We start from the raw sequence: 21,649 nt of genomic DNA, 5'->3' as shown, positions 1-21,649 counted from the left end.
TCAATCCGCTCCTTCCTCACGCACCACGATGTCCACCCGGACGCGCCCTCCGGCGGTTCCTGCGCCCGCCGCGCCTGGCGACGACGGCGTCTCCATCACCGCGCGGGCCACCAGATCGCGCTGGTAGCCGGTTTCCCGCAGGGCGGCGGACACCGCCACCGCGCGGGTCAGCGCCCGCTCCCAGGCGACACCGCCGGCCGGATCCTCGCGCTCGGCATGGCCGACCACCTCGATCCGGTTGCCGATGCGGCCGACCACGGCGCCCAGCAGAAACAGGATGCGCCGCCCCGGATCGGTGAAGAGGGCTCCCGTCTCGTCGAACATGCTCTCGCCCGGCAGACCGATGACCACCCGGTCGTCCTCCCGGCGGACCTCCACCGCAGCCAGTTCGGCGTTCGCCCCGATCTGGCCGCGCAGCAGCGCGCCCAGATAACCGAGGTCGATGGCCGCCCGCGCCTCCACCGCCTGCGCGTTGAAGGCCGCCCGCGGCTCGGCGGGCCGGTCCGACGGCGCCGTCGCGGTGGAACGCGCGGCGGGGATCGTCTCCGACAGCCCCTGGGTCAGCCGCACCCAACGCTGCGTTTCCGGCTCGCTCATCGAATACATCAGAACGAAGAAGGCGAGCATCAAGGAAATCAGGTCGGTGAAGCTGATCAGCCACATCGTCTTGCGATGCCCGCCCGGATCGTCCCCGACCCTCCCCGACCCGCCGACGCGCGGCACCCGGATCATGGCCGTCCTCCGCCCGGTTTCCCGGCCGCGGGAAGGCCGGCCGGTGCCGACGCGGCGCCCTTCCCGGCCGACGGCTCGTCGGACAGCCTCAGGGTGAACAACAGCCGGACGCCGCCAGGGTCACCACGCTCGATGCCGATCGTGACGTTTTGCGGCGGGGCGCCGCCGGCGATCAGCGCGCGGGCCAGCACGCCGCCGCGCGCCACCGGACCCGGCGGCTGGCTGGGCGTGCCGGTCGGGCCGATGCCGAGCAGCGCGTCCAGCTCCATCCGCTCGCCCTGCCGGGACTCCCGCAACGCGTCGACGACCCGGTCGATCAGCCCCTGGCGGTCCGGCCGCAGGGCCATGGTCCCGGCGACGAACAGGTCGTCGGCCGACAGCCGCACCTCCAGCAGGCGGCCGGGCGCCACCCTCTCGACCTTGGCGACGGCGACGGCGGTGGCGAACAGGGTGCCGACGCTGTCCAGCCGCTGCACCGCGAAGACAGTGCCGACCCGCGAGGCCACCGTCTCAGTTCCCTCGCGCAGGCGGGGATCGACCACGAAATCCGAAAAGCTCCTCTCCAGCGAGGCGGCGACCGCCTTGACCTTCCGCACCGTCTGCACCGACTGGGCGTTCAGCACGATGAAGAAGACCAGCAGCAGCAGGAACAGCGACAGCAGCAGCACGATGCTGCCGTTGTTGGGGTTGACGTGGGTGGCCGGACGGGCGCTCAGCAGGCTCCCGGGCGCGCCGGACCCGACGCGCGGGAGGGAGGGACCGGCGGAACCGGAACTGGGCTTGCCGGCCAGCATGGCGTCAATCGAAGCTCGCCAGCAGGCGGTCGATCTCGTCCTGGTCCATGGCGTTGCCCGGAAGCTGCGGGCCGTGCAGCAGCTTCTGGTCGGCCTCGGCGGAGTCGGCGGGAGCGGGGGCGGAACCCGCAACCGCCGGCTCCGGGTTGGCGGCGGCCTCCTCGGCGGCCAGCTTGGCCAGACGGGGGGCGTGGTTCTGGCGCACCTCGTTGCCGAAGGCGGCGACGATCATGTCGACCTTCGCCTCGATGTGCTTGAGGGTGCGAACCACCTTGGTGATCCGCTGCCCGGTGATGTCCTGGAAGTTGCAGGCCTCGTAGATCTTGGTGATCTGGTCGTTCAGCTTGGCGCCCGTCCCGGCGTCGGTCTGGCCGGCCACCGCGCCGATGGCGTCGCAGGCGTCGAAGATCGCGAAGGTCGCCTTTTCGGTGGCGCCCACCACCGCGTCCAGCTCGTCGGTCGCGCTGCGGATGTGCTCGTCGCGGATTTCCTCGGGCTGGAGCGCCGCAAGCTCCTGCTTGGCGTTCTCGATGAACCTGGCGAGGTCGACGACCTCCTTGTAGAGCCGCAGGTCGGTGGCCGAGATGTCGCCGTCCATGCTGCCGAGGATCGAGCGGACGATGTCCGTCACCTCGTCGCGCGTCAGGGGCTGGGCGGCTTCGGCGAAGGCGGCGTCGATGCGCTGTCTCAGGAGCTTCTGCTCCATCACGGACGACTGGGCGGAGAAGGTCATTGGCGTGTCCAGCGAGAGGGCGTGCCGGCGACGGTCACGATCGATTGATGCCGGAACCTCCCGAGTGCCGATCCGGAGCCGGAACTCCCGCGTTCCGACCGCACCCGTTCCGACCAGACCGGCGCTCACCGCCCCAGGATTCGTTCAAGCCATCTTAACCTAGATTGTGTCGGTTAAGAGGCCGTAAAGACGATGACGGGCAAGCAACAGAGGCGTGGATGAGTGTGGCACCGCCGCAACAGAGATCGCGGAGGGATGGCTTACAGCAGGCCGACGGTGATCGGCGCGCCGACCAGCGTGGCGGCGACCAGGATCAGCACGGTGACGGCGATCATCTTCTCCGTCGCCGACCAGCGCTGCCAGTCCTTCTTGAAGCTCTTCAGTTCGTCGGCCATGGTAATCCACCGCTTTGGCTAACAATCTAGATACCCGACAAAAATGCGCGCCGACCAGTTGATCTATGGTTAACGCGCAGCATAGGGTGAATCATTCCATCCACTGGCACAGAAATGCCACAGTCCCGCCCCTTGCCGGTGATACCAGCCAAAAGTCGGTAAAATCAGGTGGGTTTTCCATTCTCTGGCTGGACAAGAACGGCCACGCGCCCGGCTTGCCCCGAAAGGCATCTTTCGCCTACGGATGGCATTGCTTAGATACCACTCTCAAGGTCAAGCCGGAGGGAAGCGTCGATGGATGGCCAGCGTGTGGAAAGCCGGAACGGCAGCGGTCTGAAGATCGGGTTGGCGCTGGGCAGCGGCGCCGCGCGCGGCTGGGCGCACATCGGCGTCCTGCGCGCCCTGGAGGAGAGCGGGATCGAGCCCGACATCATCTGCGGCACGTCGATCGGCGCGGCGGTCGGGGCCGCCTACCTGACCGACCAGCTCGACGAGTTGCAGGCCTGGGCGCAGAAGATGGGCTGGCTCGGCATGCTGGGGATCATCGACCTGACCTTCCGGCGCGGTGGCCTCGTGGCGTCGGAGAAGGCGTTCGAGCGCTTCCACAACGAGCGCACCGACGTGCGGATCGAGGATCTGCCCCTGTCCTTCGCCTCGGTCGCCACCGACCTGTCGACGGGGCGCGAGATCTGGCTGCGCGACGGGCCGCTGCTGCCGGCGGTGCTCGCCTCGGCGGCGATGCCCGGCCTGTTCCCGGCGGTGCGGCACGAGGGGCGCTGGCTGGTCGACGGGGCGCTGGTCAATCCGGTGCCGGTGTCGCTGTGCCGGGCGCTGGGCGCCGACGTGGTCGTCGCGGTGAATCTGAACAGCGAGCTGTCGCCGCTCGGCCGCCCCAACGCCAAGGCGGAGGCCCGGCGCGAGCCGGTGACCGCCGGGGGCGACGCCATCTCCCCGACCTTCTCTCAGCTGACCGGGCAGATCTCCACATGGCTGGGGCGCAAGCCGAACCGGCGCACCCGCTTCCTGGCCGACCAGCTCGACCATTCCCGCGCCCAGGTCCCCAACGCGCTGGAGGTCATGGCCGGGTCGATCGACATCATGCAGGACCGCATCACCCGCTCGCGCCTGGCCGGCGAGCCGCCGGACGTGCTGATCGCCCCGCGCCTGGCCCACATCGGCATCCTGGAGTTCGACCGCGCCGCCGAGGCGGTGGAGATCGGCTACGCCGCCGCGTCGATGCTGCGGCCCTCCATCGAGTTGGCGCTGCGGCGGGCCTGATCGCCGCAGGAATTTTCGCGCACGCGCGTATCATCCGGTTTGGATGGATCCGCCGATCCGACCTTCCGCCCCCAAGCCCCCTCAAGCCCCCTCAAGACAAGGAACCCGCGCCGATGAGCGACGACGAGGCGGCCGCCAGCAGCGCCGCCGACATCCCCTCCTTCATCTCCGCACTCCTGACGTCGGGCACCGCCCATTGGGGGGCCGGCAACACGGTGCTGGGCAGCGCCTCGGTGGGCGGGGCGGTCGTTGTCACCTACGCCTTCATGACCAGCTCACGGCAGGCGTCGAGCGCCGACGCGACCGGCTTCGCGGCGATGAGCGCCACCCAACAGGCCGCCGTCCGGCAGGCGCTGGCGACCTGGAGCGCCGTCGCCAACGTCACCTTCGTCGAGACGACCGACGTCGCCGGCGCGACCATCACCTTCGCCACCAACCGGCAGCGCGGCCAGTCGGCCGCCTACACCTACTACCCCTCCACCAGTTCCACCGGCGGCGCCGTCTTCGTCGCGAACGACAGCGCCACCAACGCCAACCCGACGATCGCCAGCTACGGCTTCCTGACGCTGGTCCACGAGATCGGCCACGCGCTGGGCCTCAAGCACCCCGGCAACTACAACGCCGGCTTTTCGAACGGCGAGGACGGCCCCTACCTCTCCGCCGCCGAGGACAATTACGCCTTCACCGTAATGTCCTACCACAACAACGCGGCGCTGCCGTCGGGTGTCTATCCGACCGGTCCCGGCATCTACGACACCGCCGCGATCCAGTACCTGTACGGCGCCAACATGGCCGCGGCGCCCGGCAACGACAGCTACACGCTCGCCTCCAGCGCCTACGTCACGCTGTGGGATCCCAACGGCGTCAACACGCTGAACGGCGCCGCCCAGAACGCCGCGCTATCCATCGACCTGCGCGAGGGAACCTTCAGCAGCGTGGGCGGCGTGCTGTCGGTCGGGCTGGCCTACGGCACCCGCATCCAGAAGGCCGTCGGGGGAACCGGCAACGACAGCTTCACCGTCAACAGCCTGGGCAACCGCATCGATGGCGGGGCCGGCGACGACACCGTTTATCTCAGCGGCACGCGCGACCAGTACAGCATCCGGCTGACCTCGACGGGCGCCTATGTCGTCAGCGGGGTCGAGGGCAACGACGTCCTGACCGGCATCGAGCATCTCCGCTTCTCGGACAGCGGCATCGCGCTGACCGCCGCTGCCGCCGGCGGCTTCGACGCGCTGCGCTACCTGGCGTCCAACGCCGACCTGATGACCGCTTACGGCACCGACACCACGGCCGCCACCAACCATTACGTCGAACTGGGCGTCGTCGAGAGGCGCAGCCTGACCGGCTTCGACCCCTACAATTACCTCGCCGGCTACCACGACCTGATGGACGCGTTCGGCAGCGACGCCTCGGCGGCCACGCGCCATTACATCCAGCGCGGCCGCGCGGAGGGGCGCAGCGCCACGCTCTTCGACACGCTGTCCTACGAGGCCAGCAACCCCGACCTGATCCGCGCCTTCGGCACCGACACCGAGGCGGTCGAGCTGCATTACCTGACCTCCGGCCGCTATGAGGGGCGTTCGCTGGCCTCCTTCGACGCCGCGGCCTATCTGGCCAGCTACGCCGACCTGCGCTCCGCCTTCGGCAGCGACCTGACGGCGGCGACGCGCCACTATGTCCAGCACGGCTACGCGGAGGGCCGGACCGTCATCGCCTGACCGGCCATGGATACGGCCACCGCCCTCAGGCCGCCGGCCACATCCAGGTCAGCTCGTGCTTGTTGTGGTGGAGGTGCAGCACCCGCCCGCCGGGGATGGCGGCGAAGGCGCGCGCCGTCTCGTGATCGGTGTCGGCCTGGAACTTCAGGGTGCAGACGAAGCGCTTGGCCAAGCCGCTGTCCATCCAGTCGCGCACGAGCCGCAGCAGCCGCGTCGGGTAGCAGATCACGTCGCAGCACAGCCAGTCCACCGGCCCGACATCCTGAGGCTTCAGTCCGAAGGCGCTCTCCTGGCGGATCTCGACGCGCGGCAACCGGGCGATGGCCGGATCGAGCGGCGCCTTGTCGACGCTGACCACCGAGGCCCCCAGCTCGTGCAGCACCCAGGTCCAGCCGCCGGGGCAGGCGCCGAGGTCGAGGCAGCGGTCGCCCGGCCCCGGCTGCTCGCCGAACAGGGTCAGCGCCTCCCACAGCTTGAGATAGGCGCGGTTGGGCGGGGCGGTCCGGTTCTCGACGAAGGGCACCTCGCCGTGCCGGAAGGGGCTGGAGCAGCGCGCCGCCGCGACGATGGTGCTTTCGTCCAGCAGCGTCCAGGAGCCCAGCGGCGCCGTCGGCAACGGTGACGGGAAGACCACCGGCTTGGCCGAGACGTGCGGCAGGTTGTCCTGGATCAGCGCGGCGCGGCGGTGGTGGCGCTGCGACCACAGCGCCCAGTTCCGCTGGATGCCGCGTAGCGCCTTGGCGCCGCCCTTGATGGAGCCGATCTCGATCCGCACCGGATCGAACCAGATGTTCTGCGCCCAGGCGGCGGGCCGCGCCGGACCGTCGGCGAAGACCAGCCGGCCGTCCACCAAGGCGACGTCGCCCAGTTCCGCCACCAGATCGTCGACGAATCCGTCGGGCGCCAGATAGACCGTCTGCCCCAGGGGGGCAATGGACGGGCTGGCCGAAGGAAGGGCGGAGTCGGGCGCGGTGTCGGGAGTGTCTTGCATGCCCACGGGCTACCGCCGCCGCGCCGCGATTGCAAGCGCAAGAGAGAGGCGGCGCCACCGCCCACCCGTCCGATGGAGGTTGTGACAAAGGAGCGCACTCCGAAAGCGTGTGAGAGGCGTTCGCAATTGGTCGATTGACAACGATTCGCAGTATCAGTACATCTGAGCGCAGGAAACGACCCGCCGACAGCGGCGCCCGCCAAGGCGCCGCCCCGTCAACGACCGGTGCTGAGGGCTTATGTACGTTTGCATCTGCCACGCGTTGAACGACAAGAAAGTCAAGGCGGCCCTCAGCAACGGCGCAAAGACTCCCGCTTCTGTTTTTCGTCACTACGAATGCCAGGTCCAGTGCGGCAAATGCGTGCCGATGATGCGCGCGATGGCCAACGATCACCGCACCGCCCCCGCCAGCCATTGCGGCGCCTGCTCCGACCAGCACGATCACCATCACGACCATGCCCCGGTCAATGGTGATCTGGTTCCCGCCTATGGCGTCGCCGCGGAATAAACACCCCCTCCCCGTTCCCGTGCTTTTCACCCGTTCGTTCGGTTTCCAAGGCGCCTCGACTTTGAAAAGGAGAGGCCGGCTTCGCCTTTCGGCTGCGGCAAAATGGTCGCTGTCTATGATTTTTGGTTGGATTGACTAAAGCCCGGCCCTGAGGCACAAAACCTTCAACAAACGATAATCAAAACGTCAGGCGAATGGCGTACCAAGAGCCATACAAAACATGGACCGGGTAAAAAAAGCCGGCCAATGAGGAAACGCACATCAACCAAGAAGAACTCTTTGGGTTCGGGCTTTGCTTATCCCCTTCAAGGGATAGGCAGCCCGGCCGGCTTTCTTTTGGGCATAACGGCCATCCCCCATCGGGGATGTCCCCCCTGCGCTTCCGGCGCGTTTCTGCCGGACGCCAGCGTGGCTATGGTGCCGACCGGTTCACCCGACGAGTGTCACCGTTCAGGGAGAAGTTCATGAGCAGCCGCGAACGGCAAGCCTTCGACGCGCTCAGCCGCGATCTGGTCCTGCACGCCGCCGACCGCATGGAACGCCTGCGCTCCACCGTCGAACGCGCCGAGATCGAGGGGCGGGAAATGTGGGAGCGCACGCTCGACAGCCTGCGCGGGCTTCGCAACCGCGCCTCCGGCCACATCGAGGCCGCCCGCCGGGCCGATGACGACGCCTGGCCCTTCGCCCGTGCCCGCGCCGACCAGGCGATGCGGGAGCTGATGCACGCGCTCGACGACATCGACGGCCGTCTCCAAAGACTGGCCGCGTAGGAACTGGTTGCATCGCCACGGAAAGCGGGCCGGATCGGACAGCCGATCCGGCCCGCTTGTTCTCAGGCTCAGGTTTGTTCTCAGGCTCAGTTGACCTTCATCGGCACCCGGCGCTCGACCAGGGCCGAGGTCACCTCCTTGGCCTTGACCGGGTCCATCGCCGCCAGGATCGGCGCCGTCTTCTGTTCCTTCATCCGCTGGATGACCCCCAGCAGCACGGGCATGTCCAGTTCCTCGAAGATGCGGGCGGCCTCCTTGGGCTTCATCGTCTCGTAGATCTTCACGAGGCTCTCAAGCTGCGCCGACTGCTTCTCGTCGCCCTGGTTCATCAGCTTCTGGATGTCGGTGCGGACCTTCTCCATCTCCGCCACCTTCTGGTCGATCCGCTTCTCGGCGGCGGCCAGCAGGGCCTCGCGCTGCTCCATCTCCTTGGTGCGCTGTTCGATCTCGGCGCGGCGCTCGGCGAAATGCTTCAGCAGCTCCTGGTTGTCAATCGGGCCAAGCGGGGCCAGCGGCGCCATGCCGGCGGCGGGCGGCGGCGCCGGGTTCGAGCCGCCCTGGGCCGGCGGGCCGTCCTTCGGCGGGTTCGGGACGCTGGCCGTCTGGGGCGCGCCGGCCGGCTTGGTCGTCGCGGCGGGCGGCTTGGCCGGCGGGTTCTCGGCCAGCGACACCGGGAACTCCGGCAGCCGCACGTCGCGCGCGACGAGGCGCCACAGATCGCCGACCCGGACACCGAGCATCAGGACCGCGACGAAGATGGTCAGCGGCAGCAGGCGGAAACGGATCGCCTTCATGCGCGCGCGCAGACGCTCCCCGAGCGGACGCCGGACCGCCGCAGCCTTGCGTGGCTTCCCCTTCGCCTTGCTCTTGGCTCCGGCGCGGGGCGCGGTACGGGCGGCAGCGGCAGCGGCAGCGGCGGGCTGGCCGGACGGCTGGGCGGCGGCCGGCGGATTCGCCACGGAGGCGGAAACCCGCACCCCGGTCGGCGCGGCGCCGGCCGGCCGGATCACCACCCGTTCCTCCGCCCGCGCCGCGGTCGCGCCCGGCTGGGCCGTCGATTTCGCGGCCAGTTGGGCGGCGAACTCCGCGATGATCTTCTGCGCGTCGCTCATCCGATCCCCCTACCGGCGTTCTCGATCGCCTGGAGCAGTTCACGTTCGGCCCGCGACAGGCTCTCCCCGTCGCGGGTTATCGGGTCGCGGGCCAAGGGTTGCGGCTCGCGCGGTTCCGGGGCCACGGCGCGGCGCGGCGCAAGATCCAGCCGGACCGGCGGCGGCGCGTCGTCATGGTCGTCGTCGTGCGAGTCGAGCGGCACCGGGCGGGCCAGCTGGCGCGGGGCGAGCGCCGGCTTGACCGGGGTGCGCGCCATCGGGCCGCGCGCCGCCCCAGGACGCCCCTGGTCGCGCCCGCTGTCGCGCTCGGCGACGTTGCCCAGCCGGGTGGCCAGCGTGTCGGCGGCCTCGATCATGAAGTGCAGCTCGTCGCGCAGGGCCTGCGCCTTGGCGACGGTGCGCTGGAGATCCTCGCCGGTGTCGGCGGCGGTCTTCTTCAGCCCGCGCACGCCGGTGTCGGCCTTGGCCATCGCGTCGTTCAGCCCCTGGATCAGTTCGGCCATCTCGCCGCGGCTCTCGCGCAGCTTGACGATCTGCTTGTTGAGGATGATCGCGTAGGCGATCGTCGCCGCCAGCAGGCCGACGATGACCAGATCCAGGATCAGGGAGATCATTGGACTCACAGCCGCATGACCTCCTGTTTGGGAAGTTCCTTTTCCAGCCGCACCGCGATGTGGCCGCCCTTGCGGCCCATGCGGCCCTGGAACATCGAGACGTCGCCGCAGCGCAGCTCGATGGCGCCGTCGGGCGTGGCGTTCAGCAGGATGCGGGTGCCGACGCGCCAGTTCAGCACGTCGTGCAGCGTCATCGTCACCTCGTCGAGCACGGCCGACAGATCGACGTCCGTCACCATCAGCTCCGACGCCAAGTGGGTTTCCCAGATCGAGTCACGGCCGAACTTCTCGCCCATGAACATCTGGAGCAGCAGTTCGCGGACCGGCTCCAGCGTCGCGTAGGGGATCATCAGCTCCAGCCGGCCGCCGCGATCCTCCATGTCGATGCGCAGCTTGACCAGCACCGCCGCGTTGGCGGGGCGCGCGATGGTGGCGAAGCGCGGGTTGGTCTCCAGCCGGTCGAAGCGGAAGGTCACCGGCGACAGCGGGTCGAAGGCGGCGGAGAGGTCGGACAGCACCACATGGACCATGCGCTCGACAAGGTTGCGCTCGATGGTGGTGTAGGGGCGGCCCTCGATGCGCATCGCGGCCGTGCCGCGCCGGCCGCCGAGCAGCACGTCGACGATCGAGTATATCAGCGCCGAGTCCACGACCATCAGGCCGTAATTGTCCCATTCCTCCGCCTTGAAGACCGAAAGCATCGCCGGCAGCGGGATGGAGTTCAGGTAGTCGCCGAAACGCACCGAGGAAATCTGGTCGAGGCTGACCTCGACATTGTCGGAGGTGAAGTTGCGCAAGCTTGTCGACATCATGCGGACGAGGCGGTCGAAGACCACCTCCAGCATGGGCAGGCGTTCGTAGTTGACCAGCGCCGAGTTGACCAGCGCCATGATGCCGGAGTTGTCGCCGTCTCCGGCCCCGCCCTGGTCGAAGCCGAGCAGGCTGTCGATCTCGTCCTGGTTCAGGACGCGGGTGGACCCGCCGCCGCCGCCCATGTCGCCGACGTCGCCGCTGTCCTCCGCCAGCGCCGCCCATTCGGCGGCAAGGCGTTCCTCTTCGCTCAGCTCCTCGGTGTCGCTCATGGCCCGCGTCCCCGCCGTTACTGGACCAGCATTTCTTTGAACAGCACGTCCTTCACCTTCACCGGATGGGCGGCGGCGGTGATGCGCATCAGCAGCTCCTGCCGCAGACGGTACATGCCGGCCGACCCGCGCAGATCCTCCAGCCGCAACTCGCGCAGGTAAACCTGGAAATTGTCGATGATGCGCGGCAGCACATGTTCAACCGCCGAGACGTCCTCCGGTTTCGACAGCTGGATCGAAATCTTGATCTTCAGGAAGGCGGGCCGCTTGCCGGCGCTGTTCAGGTTCACCAGCATGTCGGGCAGGTCGTAGAAGACCGGGGCCGCGTGCGGGTCGGGCTGCGCGGGTTCGGCGGGGTGCGCCTCCTCCGCGTGCTCCTCGGTCTTGCCGAGCAGACTGTCCAGCAGGCCGGAGAAATACACCCCCGCCCCGGCGCCGATCAGCAGCACCAGCGGGAGAATGACGAACAGCACCAGCTTCTTGCCGCTGAATTTCTTTCGCGGCAGTCCGTCGGTCGAAAGTTCGCCGGCATCGGCTTCGGCGGCCATGGGGATCCTGGGTGGCTTCGGGGGCGGGGAGGATCCCGCCGACCGGCCAAAGTTATCTTTGGGATAGTTAATAAGTCCTTTCGACACCCCTGCGGGGCATCTCCCCGCAAGGAATTCAGCGGCTCTGTGCCCGAAACGGCACGCTTTTTGATTGGTGGCGCCCGGACCTCCGTGTCCGGAAAACGGGATGGGCTCAGGCCGCCGGCTTTCCAGGATCGTCATGCCCGTGCTTGTCGTGGGCAAAACCGCCGGCGCGTGCGCGTGCTCGCGGATGACGGCCCGGCTCAAGGCCGGGCATGACGATCCCGGAAGGGAAAGCAGGCACCCTCCCCCGACGCCCGGATTCCGTCCTCACACCCGCATGGCCCGGCGCCATGGCGGGAACGGGAGAGTCTTGCCCGGCGGAACCCGGCAGGAACGGTCCCGCCCCGGCAGTTTCTGCCCGGCATCCCCTGCCCCGCCCGGCCGGAACGCCATCGCCTTGCCGGGAATCCAGGGAAACTGCCGTCTCCGCAAGGTTGGCACGCTGCCTGCAATACCCCTTTTCGCCGGTCGGATGTCGGCCCGACCCCGTGTGAAGGATGAGGCAAGATGGAAAATTCGATCTACGTCGCTCTGTCGCGCCAGCTCACCCTGCGGCGGCAGCTTGATGTGACGTCGAACAACATCGCGAACATGAACACGACCGGCTACAAGAACCAGCGCATGCTGTTCACCGAGTTCATGGAAAAGCCGGCTCTCCACGAGCGCGTCAGCTTCGTCCAGGACCGTGCCGTGGTCCGCGATCTCTCGGTCGGGGCGATGACCCAGACCGGAAACCCGATGGATCTGGCGCTGACCGGCAACGGATACTTCACCGTCGATACCGCCAGCGGCCCGCGCTACACCCGCGCCGGCAACTTCCGCCTGAACGACCAGCGCCAGATGGTCGACGGCGGCGGCCTGCCGGTGCTGGCCGACAACGGCCAGCCCATCGTGCTGCCCGCCGGCACCTCGGACGTGAAGGTCAGCGGCGACGGCACCGTCTCCACCGAACTCGGCCCGGTCGGCAAGCTGAACATCGTCACCTTCAAGAACGAGCAGCTGATGACCGAAGTCGGCTCCGGCCTCTACGTCTCCGACGAGGAGCCGCAGCCGGCCCCGGCGGACACCAAGGTGGCACAAGGCTTGCTTGAGGGTAGCAACGTGAAGCCCGTCGTGGAGATGACGCAGATGATCGAGGTCCAGCGCAGCTACATGTCGGCGCAGCGCGTCATCGACAACGAGCACGAGCGCATCCGCTCGATGATCCAGAAGCTGGGCCGCTCGGCCTGAGCCCCGCCCGAAGACGAGAGGAAACAGACCCATGCGCAGCCTCGCCATCGGCGCCACCGGCATGATCGCCCAGCAGCTCAACGTCGAGACGATCTCGAACAACATCGCGAACGCCACGACCACCGGCTTCAAGAAGCAGCGGGCCGAGTTCCAGGATCTGCTCTACCAGAATTTCCGCCGCATCGGCTCGACCTCCTCGGACGCCGGCACCGTCGTGCCGACCGGCGTGCAGATCGGCGCCGGCGTCCGCGTCGCCGCCGTGGCCCGCGTGCTGGAACAGGGCAACCTGAACATCACCGACAACAAGCTGGACGTCGCCATCAACGGCTCGGGTTATTTCCAGGTGACGCTGCCCAGCGGCGACACCAGCTACACCCGCGCCGGCAACTTCAAGCTGTCGCCCGAGGGCGTGGTCGTCACCGCCGACGGCTACCCGATCCAGCCGAACATCACCATCCCGAACAACGCCGTCGACGTGGCGATCAACCCGTCGGGCGAGGTGCTGGTGAAGCTGGACGGCCAGACCGCCACGCAGAATGTCGGCCAGATCCAGCTCGCCACCTTCGCCAACGCCGCCGGCCTGGAGGCCATCGGCGACAATCTGTTCCTGGAAACGGGCGCCTCGGGCCAGGCGGTCACCGCCAACCCCGGCAACCCCGGCTTCGGCCGGCTGACCCAGGGGGCGCTGGAGACCTCCAACGTCAACGTGGTGCAGGAAATCACGACGCTGATCACCGCGCAGCGGGCGTACGAGATGAACTCCAAGATCATCAAGACGACCGACGAGATGATGCAGCAAGCCAGCCAGATGAAGTAACGCCGCCAGCCAGTTCCCTCGTCTGGCCCTCCTGTTCCGGGAACCGCCGCCATGAAGCGCACCCTCTCCATCCTCCTCCTCGGCACCGCCCTGCTGGCCGCCCCCGGCGCCGCATTCGCGGCCACCATGGGAGCCCCCGCCATGGGAGCCCCCGCCGGCGCCGGGCCGGACACGCCGCCGCCGTCCGTGGTCTACGGCACCCCGCATGTGGAGGCCGTCCTGTCCGACGCGCTGTCCCGTGTGGTGACGGTCGGCCGGTTGCAGATGGAACTGGACAGCCGCGCCATCGAACTGCGCGCGCCCCAGGGCGCCGGCGGCCTCACGGTGGAGAACCTCTATTACAACCCGGTGCAGGGCCGTTTCGCGGCGGAGATCGTGGTGTCGAACACCCAGCCGGCGGTTCGCCTGCCGGTCGCCGGCCGCGCCTTCGGCGTGGTCCAGGTGCCGGTGCTGGCCCGCCGGGTGGTCCCCGGCGACGTCATCGGCCCGGGCGACGTCGACTGGCAGGACGTCCGCGCCGACCAGACCAGCAGCGACACCGCCGCCACCGACGCCCAGCTCATCGGCATGACGCCCCGGCGCGGCGTCCCGACCAACCAGCCGGTGCGGCTGCGCGACCTCCAGTCGCCGCGCATGATCGACAAGGGCGCGCTCGTCACCATCACGCTGGCGACCGAGAGCATGTCGCTGACCACCCAGGGCAAGGCCCTCCAGGACGGCGGCCGCGGCGAAGTGATCCGCGTCGTCAACACCCAGTCCAACCGCATCGTCGAAGCGACGGTCGCGGGTCACAATCTCGTCGCCGTGGCAAAGCCCGGCACCATCGCGAAGTAAGGAGAAAGCTCCCATGCCCGCCATCCAGACCGCCGCCGGGACCGTCACCAAGGCCGCCTTCCGCTTCGCGATGATCGCCGCCGCCGCCGCTTCGCTGACCGCCTGCAACGCCGCCTCGCGCATCAGCGACATCGGCAAGGCGCCGGAACTGAGCCAGATCCAGGACCCGCAGGCCAAGCCGGGCTACCAGCCGGTCAGCCTGCCGATGCCGACCCCGCTGCCGACCGAGCGCAACCCGAATTCACTGTGGCGGACCGGCGCCAAGGCCTTCTTCAAGGATCAGCGCGCGGGCAAGGTCGGCGACCTGCTGACGGTCAACATCTCCATCGACGACCAGGCCAAGCTGGCCAACGAGAGCAAGCGGTCGCGCGCCAACGGCGAGAAGGCCGGCATGCCCAACCTGTTCGGGCTGGAGGCCGGCACGCTGAGCCGCGTCCTGCCGGCCGGCGCCAGCGCCTCCAACCTCGTCGACCTGAACAGCAGCACGACGAACGACGGCAAGGGCTCGGTGGACCGCAACGAGAAGATCGAACTGAAGGTGGCGGCTCTGATCACGCAGACCCTGCCCAACGGCAACCTCGTCATCCAGGGCCGCCAGGAAGTGCGCGTGAACTACGAGGTGCGCGACCTCCAGATCACCGGCGTGATCCGGCCCGAGGACATCACCGCCCAAAACACCGTCAGCTACGAAAAGATCGCCGAGGCCCGCATCTCCTACGGCGGCCGCGGCCAGATCACCGACGTGCAGCAGCCGCGCTACGGCCAGCAGCTCTTCGACATCATCATGCCGTTCTGACGACGCTCAGGCGTCGAATCGGGAATTTTCCCAATGGAACCAACCAGGAAGGAGGCTTCGGCCTCCTTCCTGCCGTTGCAAGCCGGTCCCAGGCGCTTCCTGATCCCCAGCCATTTTCGAGCGCTGCAAAATATTCCGTGCAACAGGGACGCGACAAGGCATCCCTTGCCGTTTCGCGTCCTGTTCCCGGCAGTTCCTGCCGATAAGGAAAACTCCGCGCGCAGGGCCGGGGCTGGTGCGATCGGAAGAGAATTCGGTTGATGGGCGGTTCACCCGGCCTTGCGGATGGCCCCGCTGAAACAGGGAAGGTCGGCCAGCACGAGACCGGCCGAAGCGTCCGGCAGTTCCTGCATCCGCGTCGCGGCGGCGATCGTCACGCAGGCGGTCGTCACGGAGGCCGTGGCCCTGGGCTTTCGCACGGAGAAGACGGCAGGCCATCACAGGTTAATGACGGATCCCGCAACTCGTGGTCTTTCACACAAGCCGAAGCTCCCAGGCTTTGAGCACTCCCGCGCGCTCAATGACGGATGAGGCCAAGCCGTGAAGTCACTGAAGGGTACGACCGTTCTGGTCCTTGAGCACAACGCGATTTTGCGTCTTGGCGTCGAAGCATTGATCGAGTCGTGGGAAGCCGAGGTTGTTTCCGGGGACAACTTCGAAGATATTCTTAAGGTTGTGGAGGAGGCGCATCTGCGCCCGTCCGTTATGCTGCTTCCGCCGACGGACCACCAAGTCACAGCCGACCGGCTGGCACGCCGTTTGGAGACCGATCTTGGATACCGGGTTCCCTGGATTGGGATCACCGCGGATTTCAGCCTGCTGCAACGCTGGCGGGCTGGGGAGTTCGGTGGAACGCTTCTGGAAATGCCCTGCTCACCGGAGACGCTGCACGCGGCGTTGCTGGATGCGCTGCGAAAAGAATGATGGCCCAAGTGGTCCGCACCACCTCGCCGCGGCGCCACATCGTACAGCAACCGGACAATGGTGGTGTCCCGCACCCGGAACAATAGCGCGCCCAGGGAAAAGGTGGGTTGACACGCGAAGTGGCGGGAGTTCGATACTCCCGCCAAATCAAGCGCTAAGCCTTTGATATTTTGGTGATCCGGGTGGGATTCGAACCCACGGCCACATGATTAAAAGTCACGTGCTCTACCAACTGAGCTACCGGATCGGAACTCATGCGAGACGGGAAAACCGGAAGAAAACCGGCCTCCCGCTCGGGTGGGCGCACCATAGGGAGACGCGCCGGGAAGGTCAACCATCGTGTTCACGATGGCATTCAAGAAATCGGCGCGCTCCGGCAAACCGACCGAACAACCTCACGAAAGAGTCTGGACCTTGCTGGAATCGCCGTCGCTCCCGGCATCCAGAGCGAAACGCTGGGTCAGACGTTCGGCCACGCGCGGCGAGACGAAATGGCGGATGTCGCCGCCCAGACGCCCGATCTCCTTCACGAAGCGTGAGGAGATGAACTGGTGCTTTTCCGACGACATCAGGAAGATCGTCTCGACCTTCGGATTCAGCCGCGCGTTCATCCCCGCCATCTGGAACTCGTACTCGAAGTCCGAGACGGCGCGCAGGCCCCGGATTATGACGCTGGCGTTCATTTCGATGGCGAAATGCATCAGCAGCGTATCGAAGGCACGGACCTCGATGCTGGCGCCGTGGTTCACACCCGCCACATCCTCCCGCACCATCTCCACCCGCTCGTCGGTCGAGTAGAGGGGGCCCTTGCCGGCGTTGCGGGCGACGCCGATGATCAGGTGATCGACCTGACGGGCCGCCCGCTGGATGATGTCCATGTGGCCGTTGGTGATCGGGTCGAAGGTGCCGGGATAGACACCGACCCGACGCTTGCCGCTGGTCTCGGACACGCTGCTCACCATGGGAGTTCCCCTCTCCGCCCTGCCGTTACTCGTTCGATTCACCGGCGGAACCGCCGGCGCCGTCGGTCTGACCATCCGGAGCGCCATCCATCGACGCGTCGATGTCGCCGCCCTGGCCGTTCTCCGCCTCGTCCTCGGCGATGGAGGCCACAGACACCACCCGCTCCTCCGCCCCCACGCGGAACAGCGTGACGCCCAGCGTCTTTCGGCCCGCCACCCGCACGTCGTGCAGCGGCATGCGGATCACCTGACCGCCGTTGGTCACCATCATCACCTGATGGCTCGCCTCCACCGGGAAGGTGGCGACGATCGAGCCGTTGCGCTCGCCCATCTCCATGTTCCAGATGCCCTGGCCGCCACGGCCGGCCACCCGGTATTCGTAGGAGGAGGAGCGCTTGCCGTACCCCTTGTCCGACACGGTCAGGATGTACTGCTCGCGCCGCTTCAACTCCTCATAGCGCTCCGGCGACAGGGTGACCGCCTCGGCCGAAACCTCCTCGGCCTCGGGGGCCGCCTCGCCCTCCATCTCGACGCCTTCCTCGCGGCGCATCTTGAAGAAGGCGGCGCGCTCCTCCGCCGACGCCTCGACGTGGTCGAGCATCGACATGGAGACGACCTCGTCCCCGTCGGCCAGCTTGATGCCGCGCACGCCGGTCGAGGTGCGGCCGGCGAAAACGCGCACGTCGTCGACCTGGAAGCGGATGCATTTGCCGCCGCTGGTCGCCAGCAGCACGTCGTCGGTCTCGGAGCAGGTGCGCACCGCGATCAGCCGTTCGCCCTCCTCCTCCAGCTTCATGGCGATCAGGCCGTTGGAGCGGATGTTGGCGAAGTCGGACATGCGGTTGCGCCGCACGTTGCCCCTCGACGTCGCGAAGACGACGTGCAGGTCGGCCCAGGTCGCCTCGTCCTCGGGCAGCGGCAGCACGGTGGTGATGGTCTCGCCGTCGATCAGCGGCAGCAAATTCACGAAGGCCTTGCCGCGCGCCTGCGGGTTGCCGAGCGGCAGCCGGTAGACCTTCAGCTTGTAGACCATGCCGCGGTTCGAGAAGAGCAGCAGCGGCGTGTGGGTGTTGGCGACGAACAGGTCGCTGACCGCGTCCTCCGCCTTCATCGACATGCCGGCCCGGCCCTTGCCGCCGCGCTTCTGCGACCGGTAGGTCGAGAGCGGCACCCGCTTCACGTAGCCCGACTGGCTGACGGTGACGACCATGTCCTCGCGCTGGATCAGGTCCTCGATGTCGGCCTCGAACTCCAGCTCCTGGATCTCGGTGCGGCGCGGGTTGCCGAAGCGCTCCTTCATCTCGACGAGTTCGTCGCGCAGGATGCCCAGCAGCTTCGGCCGGTTGGCGAGCGTCGCCAGGAAATCGGCGATCTGGTCGGTGACGTCCGTCAGTTCGGCGCCGATCTTGTCGCGCTCCAGCCCGGTCAGCCGGTGCAGGCGCAGATCGAGGATGGCGCGGGCCTGCTGGTCGGACAGGCGGTAGGTGCCTTGCTCGCTGACGCCGCGGCCCGGCTCGTCGATCAGCTCGATCAGCGGGCCGACGTCGTGCACCGGCCACTCGCGCTCCATGATGGTCTCGCGCGCCCACACCGGATCGGGGGCGCTGCGGATCAGCTGGATCATCGCGTCGAGGTTGGCGACGGCGACGGCGAGGCCGACCAAGGTGTGCGCCCGCTCGCGCGCCTTGCCCAGCAGGAACTCGGTCCGCCGGGTGATGACCTGCTCGCGGAACTGGACGAAGGCCTCGATGATCTGCTTGAGATTCAACAGTTCGGGGCGCCCGCCGCGCAGCGCCAGCATGTTGACGCCGAACGAGGTCTGGAGCTGGGTGTGGCGGAACAGCTGGGCCAGCACCACCTCGGGCACCGCGTCGCGCTTCAGCTCGACCACCACGCGCACGCCGTCGCGGTCGGATTCGTCGCGCAGGTCGGCGATGCCCTCGATGGTCTTGTCGTTGACGACCTCGCCGATGCGCTCCATCAGCTTGGCCTTGTTGACCTGATAGGGAATCTCGGTGGCGACGATGGCGAAGCGGTCCTTGCGGATCTCCTCGATGTCGGTCTTCGCGCGCAGCACGACCGAGCCGCGCCCGGTCTGCAAGCCCGAACGGCTGCCCGAACGGCCGAGGATCAGGCCGCCCGTCGGAAAGTCGGGACCGGGCACATGCTCCATCAGCTCGTCGAGCGTGATGTCGTTGTCGTCGATGTAGGCGCAGCAGGCGTCGATCACCTCGCCCAGATTGTGGGGCGGGATGTTGGTCGCCATGCCGACGGCGATGCCGCCGGCGCCGTTGACCAGGATGTTGGGGAAGCGCGCCGGGACGACCGTCGGCTCGCGGCCCGAATCGTCGTAGCTCGCCTGGAAGTCGATGGTGTCCTTGTCGATGTCGTCGAGCAGCGCCTCGGCCGACTTGGCGAGCCGCGCCTCGGTGTAGCGCATCGCCGCCGCCGGGTCGCCGTCCATCGAGCCGAAGTTGCCCTGGCCGTCGATCAGCGGCAGCCGCATCGAGAAGTCCTGCGCCATGCGGACCATGGCGTCGTAGATCGCGCTGTCGCCGTGCGGGTGGTATTTACCCATCACGTCGCCGACGATGCGCGCCGACTTCTTGTAGGGCTTGGTCGAGTCGTACCCGCCCTCCTTCATCGCGTAGAGGATGCGCCGATGAACCGGCTTCAGCCCGTCGCGGACGTCGGGCAGAGCGCGGCTCACGATCACGCTCATCGCGTAGTCGAGATACGATTTCCGCATCTCGTCTTCGATGTTGATCGGCGCGATGTCGGAGGCGGGAGGAAGGGGCGCGTTGCTCAAGCAGGGACACTCATTCTTCGGTCGGCGCCGCCGCGGGACCGCGATGGCGCTGGCCCTGCGGGCCGAAGGTTAACACCTGGAAATATACCAGCTTTCGCATATGCACACAACGCCTGGGGCCGTTTTCCGGCGCCGGGGAGCACCCCGGCCGGTCAGCGGCGGCTCAGATGCGCGAAGCGCAGCGAAAGAACGCTGACGGATACCACACTGGCGATCAGAATGCCCTCGAAAAGCCCGCGCGCGCCCCGATCCAGCCCGAACACGAGCAGGGCGGACACGGGAATCATCACCACGGCGTAGGACACGAAATGCAGCGCCGTCGGCACCCAGGCGTCGTGACGGCCGCGCAGCGCGTTGGCCATCACCGTCTGCCCGCCGTCGGCGATCAGGATCCAGGCGCCGAAGGCGATCAGCGGCGCCACGGCGGCCAGCAGGTTCTCGTCGGTGGTGTAGATGGCGCCGATGGTCTCGGGCAGCAGCCGGTAGAGCACGCCGACCACCGCCAGGATGGCGCTGGTGACGGCCAGACCGGTCCAGCCGGCCATCGCCATGTCGCGGCGGTCGCCTTGCCCGTAGGCGACACCGACCCGAACCGCCGTCGCCGAGGCCAGCCCGACCGCCGCCATGAAGGGCAGCGCGATCAGGTTCAGCCCGACCGTGTAGGCGCCGAGCGCGAGCGGCGAGATCATGCCGGCGAACAGCCCGAGCGCCGCGAAGGCGCCGCTCTCGACGCCGATGCTGGTCCCGGCGGCGTAGCCGAGATGACGCTGTTTCGCCGCGCCCGACCACCAGTCCTTCACCGGAACGCGGACGTGCCAGCGGGCGTGGTCGCTCATCCACCAGGCGTAGGCGACCAGCCCGATCCCCATCGCCCAGCGCACGGCCGTTGTCGCCCAGGCCGACCCGACCGCCCCCATGGCGGGAAAGCCGAGATGCCCCCAGACCAGCGCCCAGGCCAACAGCCCGTTGACGATGTTGCCCAGCACCATCGCCACCATGCCGGGGATCGGCCGCTTGATGCCCTCCAGGAAGAAGCCGGTGGTGATGTAGAGCATCATCCCCGGCGAGCCGAGCCCGAGCACGGCGAGCACGGCCCCGCCGCCCCGCGCCAGATCCTCGGTCTGGCCGCCCAGCCGGAACAGCGGCGCCCCCAGCAGCGAGATCAGCGCGAAGAGCACGCCCAGCAGCAGGGCGTAGGGAATCGAGCGGCGCCACGCCCGCCCGCACTCCGCCTCGTTCCCGGCGCCCAGCGCGTGGGCGGTGATCATCACCGTGCCCATCAGCAGCCCGACGCCGGTGCCGACCATGATGTTGGCCGGCAGATGCGCCAACCCGTAATAGGCCAGCTCCTGCGCGGCGTAGCGGCCGACGATCGCGGTGTCGACCGCCATCATCACCATCAGCCCGGCGCGCGAGACGATGACCGGGGCCGCCAGCCGCAGCAGTTCGCCGACATGGCCGCGCAGGCGCTCGGACTGGGACAGGGCGACGGAGGTCATGATGGTCACACGCGGTCTGTTGACGGGTGGCGGCTGAACGGGCGGTGATCGAAAACTGGGCAGGCTGTCGAAAAGCCGGTCATCTTGACCGCCCGGCGTACCGCGTCAAGAGCGCTGAGCCGCACCGAATGGACGGTTGCGCTCCACGCATGGCGCCGTGGAACCAAGCCCGTCCGCGCGCCGTTGAACAGACGAACCCCCTGCCCGCTCCATCCGCTCGCAAAGGAGACGACCATGCCCCGTGCAACGACCCGTGCGATTCAGCTTCCCGTGCGTGAGGTGGTGCTCATCAGCTTCGTCGTCGCCTTCGCGGCCCTGCTCACGGGCTGCAACACCGTCGAGGGGGCCGGGCAGGACATCAAGGCCGGCGGGCGGGCGATCGAACGTTCCGCCGAGTGAACGGCTCCGGCGATCGC

Annotated in this window: 23 protein-coding genes, 1 tRNA gene and 1 pseudogene; 11 read left to right on the top strand and 14 right to left on the bottom strand. The window is 68.0% G+C overall.

The window, feature by feature from the left end; translation table 11 throughout:
* The 4 genes from J2847_RS13000 to J2847_RS34610 form a co-directional block, all read right to left on the bottom strand.
* Positions 1-732: an OmpA/MotB family protein gene (locus J2847_RS13000; protein ID WP_209779364.1), complete on the bottom strand. Its 732-nt coding sequence runs from the start codon at positions 730-732 to the stop codon at positions 1-3.
* The gene (locus J2847_RS12995) at positions 729-1,526 is read right to left on the bottom strand and encodes a hypothetical protein (RefSeq protein ID WP_233474486.1); all 798 of its coding nucleotides are present in this window, start codon (positions 1,524-1,526) and stop codon (positions 729-731) included. The genes J2847_RS13000 and J2847_RS12995 overlap by 4 nt, the downstream gene beginning before the upstream one ends.
* A gap of 4 nt (positions 1,527-1,530) precedes the next feature.
* Positions 1,531-2,259: a protein phosphatase CheZ gene (locus tag J2847_RS12990; protein WP_209779363.1), complete on the bottom strand. Its 729-nt coding sequence runs from the start codon at positions 2,257-2,259 to the stop codon at positions 1,531-1,533.
* Between the two features lie 260 nt (positions 2,260-2,519).
* Positions 2,520-2,654, bottom strand: a complete 135-nt coding sequence (locus J2847_RS34610; RefSeq protein WP_263300997.1) for a hypothetical protein — start codon at positions 2,652-2,654, stop codon at positions 2,520-2,522.
* 294 nt (positions 2,655-2,948) lie between these two features.
* Between J2847_RS34610 and rssA the strand changes: the two genes are divergently transcribed.
* Positions 2,949-3,932 (top strand): patatin-like phospholipase RssA, encoded by a 984-nt coding sequence (gene rssA, locus J2847_RS12985; RefSeq protein ID WP_209779362.1) that lies wholly within the window; start codon positions 2,949-2,951, stop codon positions 3,930-3,932.
* Between the two features lie 113 nt (positions 3,933-4,045).
* Entirely contained in the window at positions 4,046-5,653 is a 1,608-nt protein-coding gene (locus tag J2847_RS12980; RefSeq protein WP_209779361.1) for a matrixin family metalloprotease, read from the top strand.
* Between the two features lie 25 nt (positions 5,654-5,678).
* Here the strand turns inward: J2847_RS12980 and J2847_RS12975 are convergent, their stop codons facing one another.
* Positions 5,679-6,644, bottom strand: a complete 966-nt coding sequence (locus tag J2847_RS12975; RefSeq protein ID WP_209779360.1) for an SAM-dependent methyltransferase — start codon at positions 6,642-6,644, stop codon at positions 5,679-5,681.
* 238 nt (positions 6,645-6,882) lie between these two features.
* On the opposite strand from J2847_RS12975, the pseudogene J2847_RS34915 reads away from it, so the two are divergent.
* The 3 genes and pseudogenes from J2847_RS34915 to J2847_RS12965 form a co-directional block, all read left to right on the top strand.
* Positions 6,883-6,966: pseudogene (locus J2847_RS34915) on the top strand ((2Fe-2S)-binding protein); the annotation flags it as partial.
* Between the two features lie 57 nt (positions 6,967-7,023).
* Positions 7,024-7,152, top strand: coding sequence for a hypothetical protein (locus J2847_RS34600; RefSeq protein ID WP_263301179.1), 129 nt, complete (start codon positions 7,024-7,026; stop codon positions 7,150-7,152).
* Positions 7,153-7,616: 464 nt separating this feature from the next.
* The gene (locus J2847_RS12965) at positions 7,617-7,922 is read left to right on the top strand and encodes a hypothetical protein (protein ID WP_085556931.1); all 306 of its coding nucleotides are present in this window, start codon (positions 7,617-7,619) and stop codon (positions 7,920-7,922) included.
* Positions 7,923-8,008: 86 nt separating this feature from the next.
* Here the strand turns inward: J2847_RS12965 and J2847_RS12960 are convergent, their stop codons facing one another.
* The 4 genes from J2847_RS12960 to J2847_RS12945 are packed head-to-tail and all read right to left on the bottom strand — an operon-like array spanning position 8,009 to position 11,278.
* Positions 8,009-9,034 (bottom strand): MotE family protein, encoded by a 1,026-nt coding sequence (locus tag J2847_RS12960; protein ID WP_209779359.1) that lies wholly within the window; start codon positions 9,032-9,034, stop codon positions 8,009-8,011.
* Positions 9,031-9,648 carry a DUF6468 domain-containing protein gene (locus J2847_RS12955; protein ID WP_211114711.1) on the bottom strand — a complete coding sequence of 206 codons (618 nt, stop codon included), beginning with the start codon at positions 9,646-9,648 and terminating at the stop codon, positions 9,031-9,033. Before J2847_RS12955 ends, J2847_RS12960 begins: the two co-directional genes overlap by 4 nt.
* Positions 9,649-9,653: 5 nt before the next feature.
* Positions 9,654-10,730 (bottom strand): flagellar motor switch protein FliM, encoded by a 1,077-nt coding sequence (fliM, locus tag J2847_RS12950; RefSeq protein WP_085556933.1) that lies wholly within the window; start codon positions 10,728-10,730, stop codon positions 9,654-9,656.
* A 17-nt stretch (positions 10,731-10,747) separates the two neighbouring features.
* Complete coding sequence (locus J2847_RS12945; protein WP_209779357.1) at positions 10,748-11,278, bottom strand: flagellar basal body-associated FliL family protein; 531 nt, start codon at positions 11,276-11,278, stop codon at positions 10,748-10,750.
* A gap of 591 nt (positions 11,279-11,869) precedes the next feature.
* Between J2847_RS12945 and flgF the strand changes: the two genes are divergently transcribed.
* From flgF to flgH, 4 genes are read left to right on the top strand one after another with little or no spacing between them, the layout of a single operon-like run.
* Positions 11,870-12,592: a flagellar basal-body rod protein FlgF gene (gene flgF / locus J2847_RS12940; protein WP_085556935.1), complete on the top strand. Its 723-nt coding sequence runs from the start codon at positions 11,870-11,872 to the stop codon at positions 12,590-12,592.
* A gap of 31 nt (positions 12,593-12,623) precedes the next feature.
* Complete coding sequence (gene flgG, locus J2847_RS12935; protein ID WP_209779356.1) at positions 12,624-13,409, top strand: flagellar basal-body rod protein FlgG; 786 nt, start codon at positions 12,624-12,626, stop codon at positions 13,407-13,409.
* Positions 13,410-13,460: 51 nt separating this feature from the next.
* Positions 13,461-14,243 (top strand): flagellar basal body P-ring formation chaperone FlgA, encoded by a 783-nt coding sequence (flgA, locus tag J2847_RS12930; RefSeq protein ID WP_209779355.1) that lies wholly within the window; start codon positions 13,461-13,463, stop codon positions 14,241-14,243.
* Between the two features lie 13 nt (positions 14,244-14,256).
* Entirely contained in the window at positions 14,257-15,039 is a 783-nt protein-coding gene (flgH, locus tag J2847_RS12925) for a flagellar basal body L-ring protein FlgH (protein WP_209779354.1), read from the top strand.
* A 269-nt stretch (positions 15,040-15,308) separates the two neighbouring features.
* On the opposite strand, the gene J2847_RS34595 is transcribed toward flgH, so the two are convergent.
* Positions 15,309-15,431 (bottom strand): hypothetical protein, encoded by a 123-nt coding sequence (locus J2847_RS34595; RefSeq protein WP_267912522.1) that lies wholly within the window; start codon positions 15,429-15,431, stop codon positions 15,309-15,311.
* 148 nt (positions 15,432-15,579) lie between these two features.
* Here J2847_RS34595 and J2847_RS12920 point away from each other — a divergent pair, with 148 nt between their 5' ends.
* Positions 15,580-15,963, top strand: coding sequence for a hypothetical protein (locus J2847_RS12920; protein WP_209779353.1), 384 nt, complete (start codon positions 15,580-15,582; stop codon positions 15,961-15,963).
* 171 nt (positions 15,964-16,134) lie between these two features.
* On the opposite strand, the gene J2847_RS12915 is transcribed toward J2847_RS12920, so the two are convergent.
* The 4 genes from J2847_RS12915 to J2847_RS12900 form a co-directional block, all read right to left on the bottom strand.
* A tRNA-Lys gene (locus J2847_RS12915) sits at positions 16,135-16,210 on the bottom strand.
* Between the two features lie 148 nt (positions 16,211-16,358).
* Positions 16,359-16,925 carry a pantetheine-phosphate adenylyltransferase gene (coaD, locus tag J2847_RS12910; RefSeq protein WP_209779352.1) on the bottom strand — a complete coding sequence of 189 codons (567 nt, stop codon included), beginning with the start codon at positions 16,923-16,925 and terminating at the stop codon, positions 16,359-16,361.
* Positions 16,926-16,950: 25 nt separating this feature from the next.
* Entirely contained in the window at positions 16,951-19,734 is a 2,784-nt protein-coding gene (gene gyrA, locus J2847_RS12905; RefSeq protein WP_209779351.1) for a DNA gyrase subunit A, read from the bottom strand.
* Between the two features lie 152 nt (positions 19,735-19,886).
* A complete protein-coding gene (locus tag J2847_RS12900; protein ID WP_209779350.1) occupies positions 19,887-21,233 on the bottom strand; it encodes an MATE family efflux transporter in 1,347 nt (448 codons plus the stop codon).
* A gap of 234 nt (positions 21,234-21,467) precedes the next feature.
* Between J2847_RS12900 and J2847_RS12895 the strand changes: the two genes are divergently transcribed.
* Positions 21,468-21,632, top strand: a complete 165-nt coding sequence (locus J2847_RS12895) for an entericidin A/B family lipoprotein (RefSeq protein WP_085557375.1) — start codon at positions 21,468-21,470, stop codon at positions 21,630-21,632.
* Positions 21,633-21,649: the final 17 nt, after the last annotated feature.

The sequence above is a fragment of the Azospirillum agricola genome, from assembly GCF_017876095.1.
GTDB lineage: Bacteria > Pseudomonadota > Alphaproteobacteria > Azospirillales > Azospirillaceae > Azospirillum > Azospirillum agricola.
The sequence above is the reverse complement of the archived record's forward strand: the minus strand, read 5'-3'. Positions and strand labels throughout refer to the sequence as shown.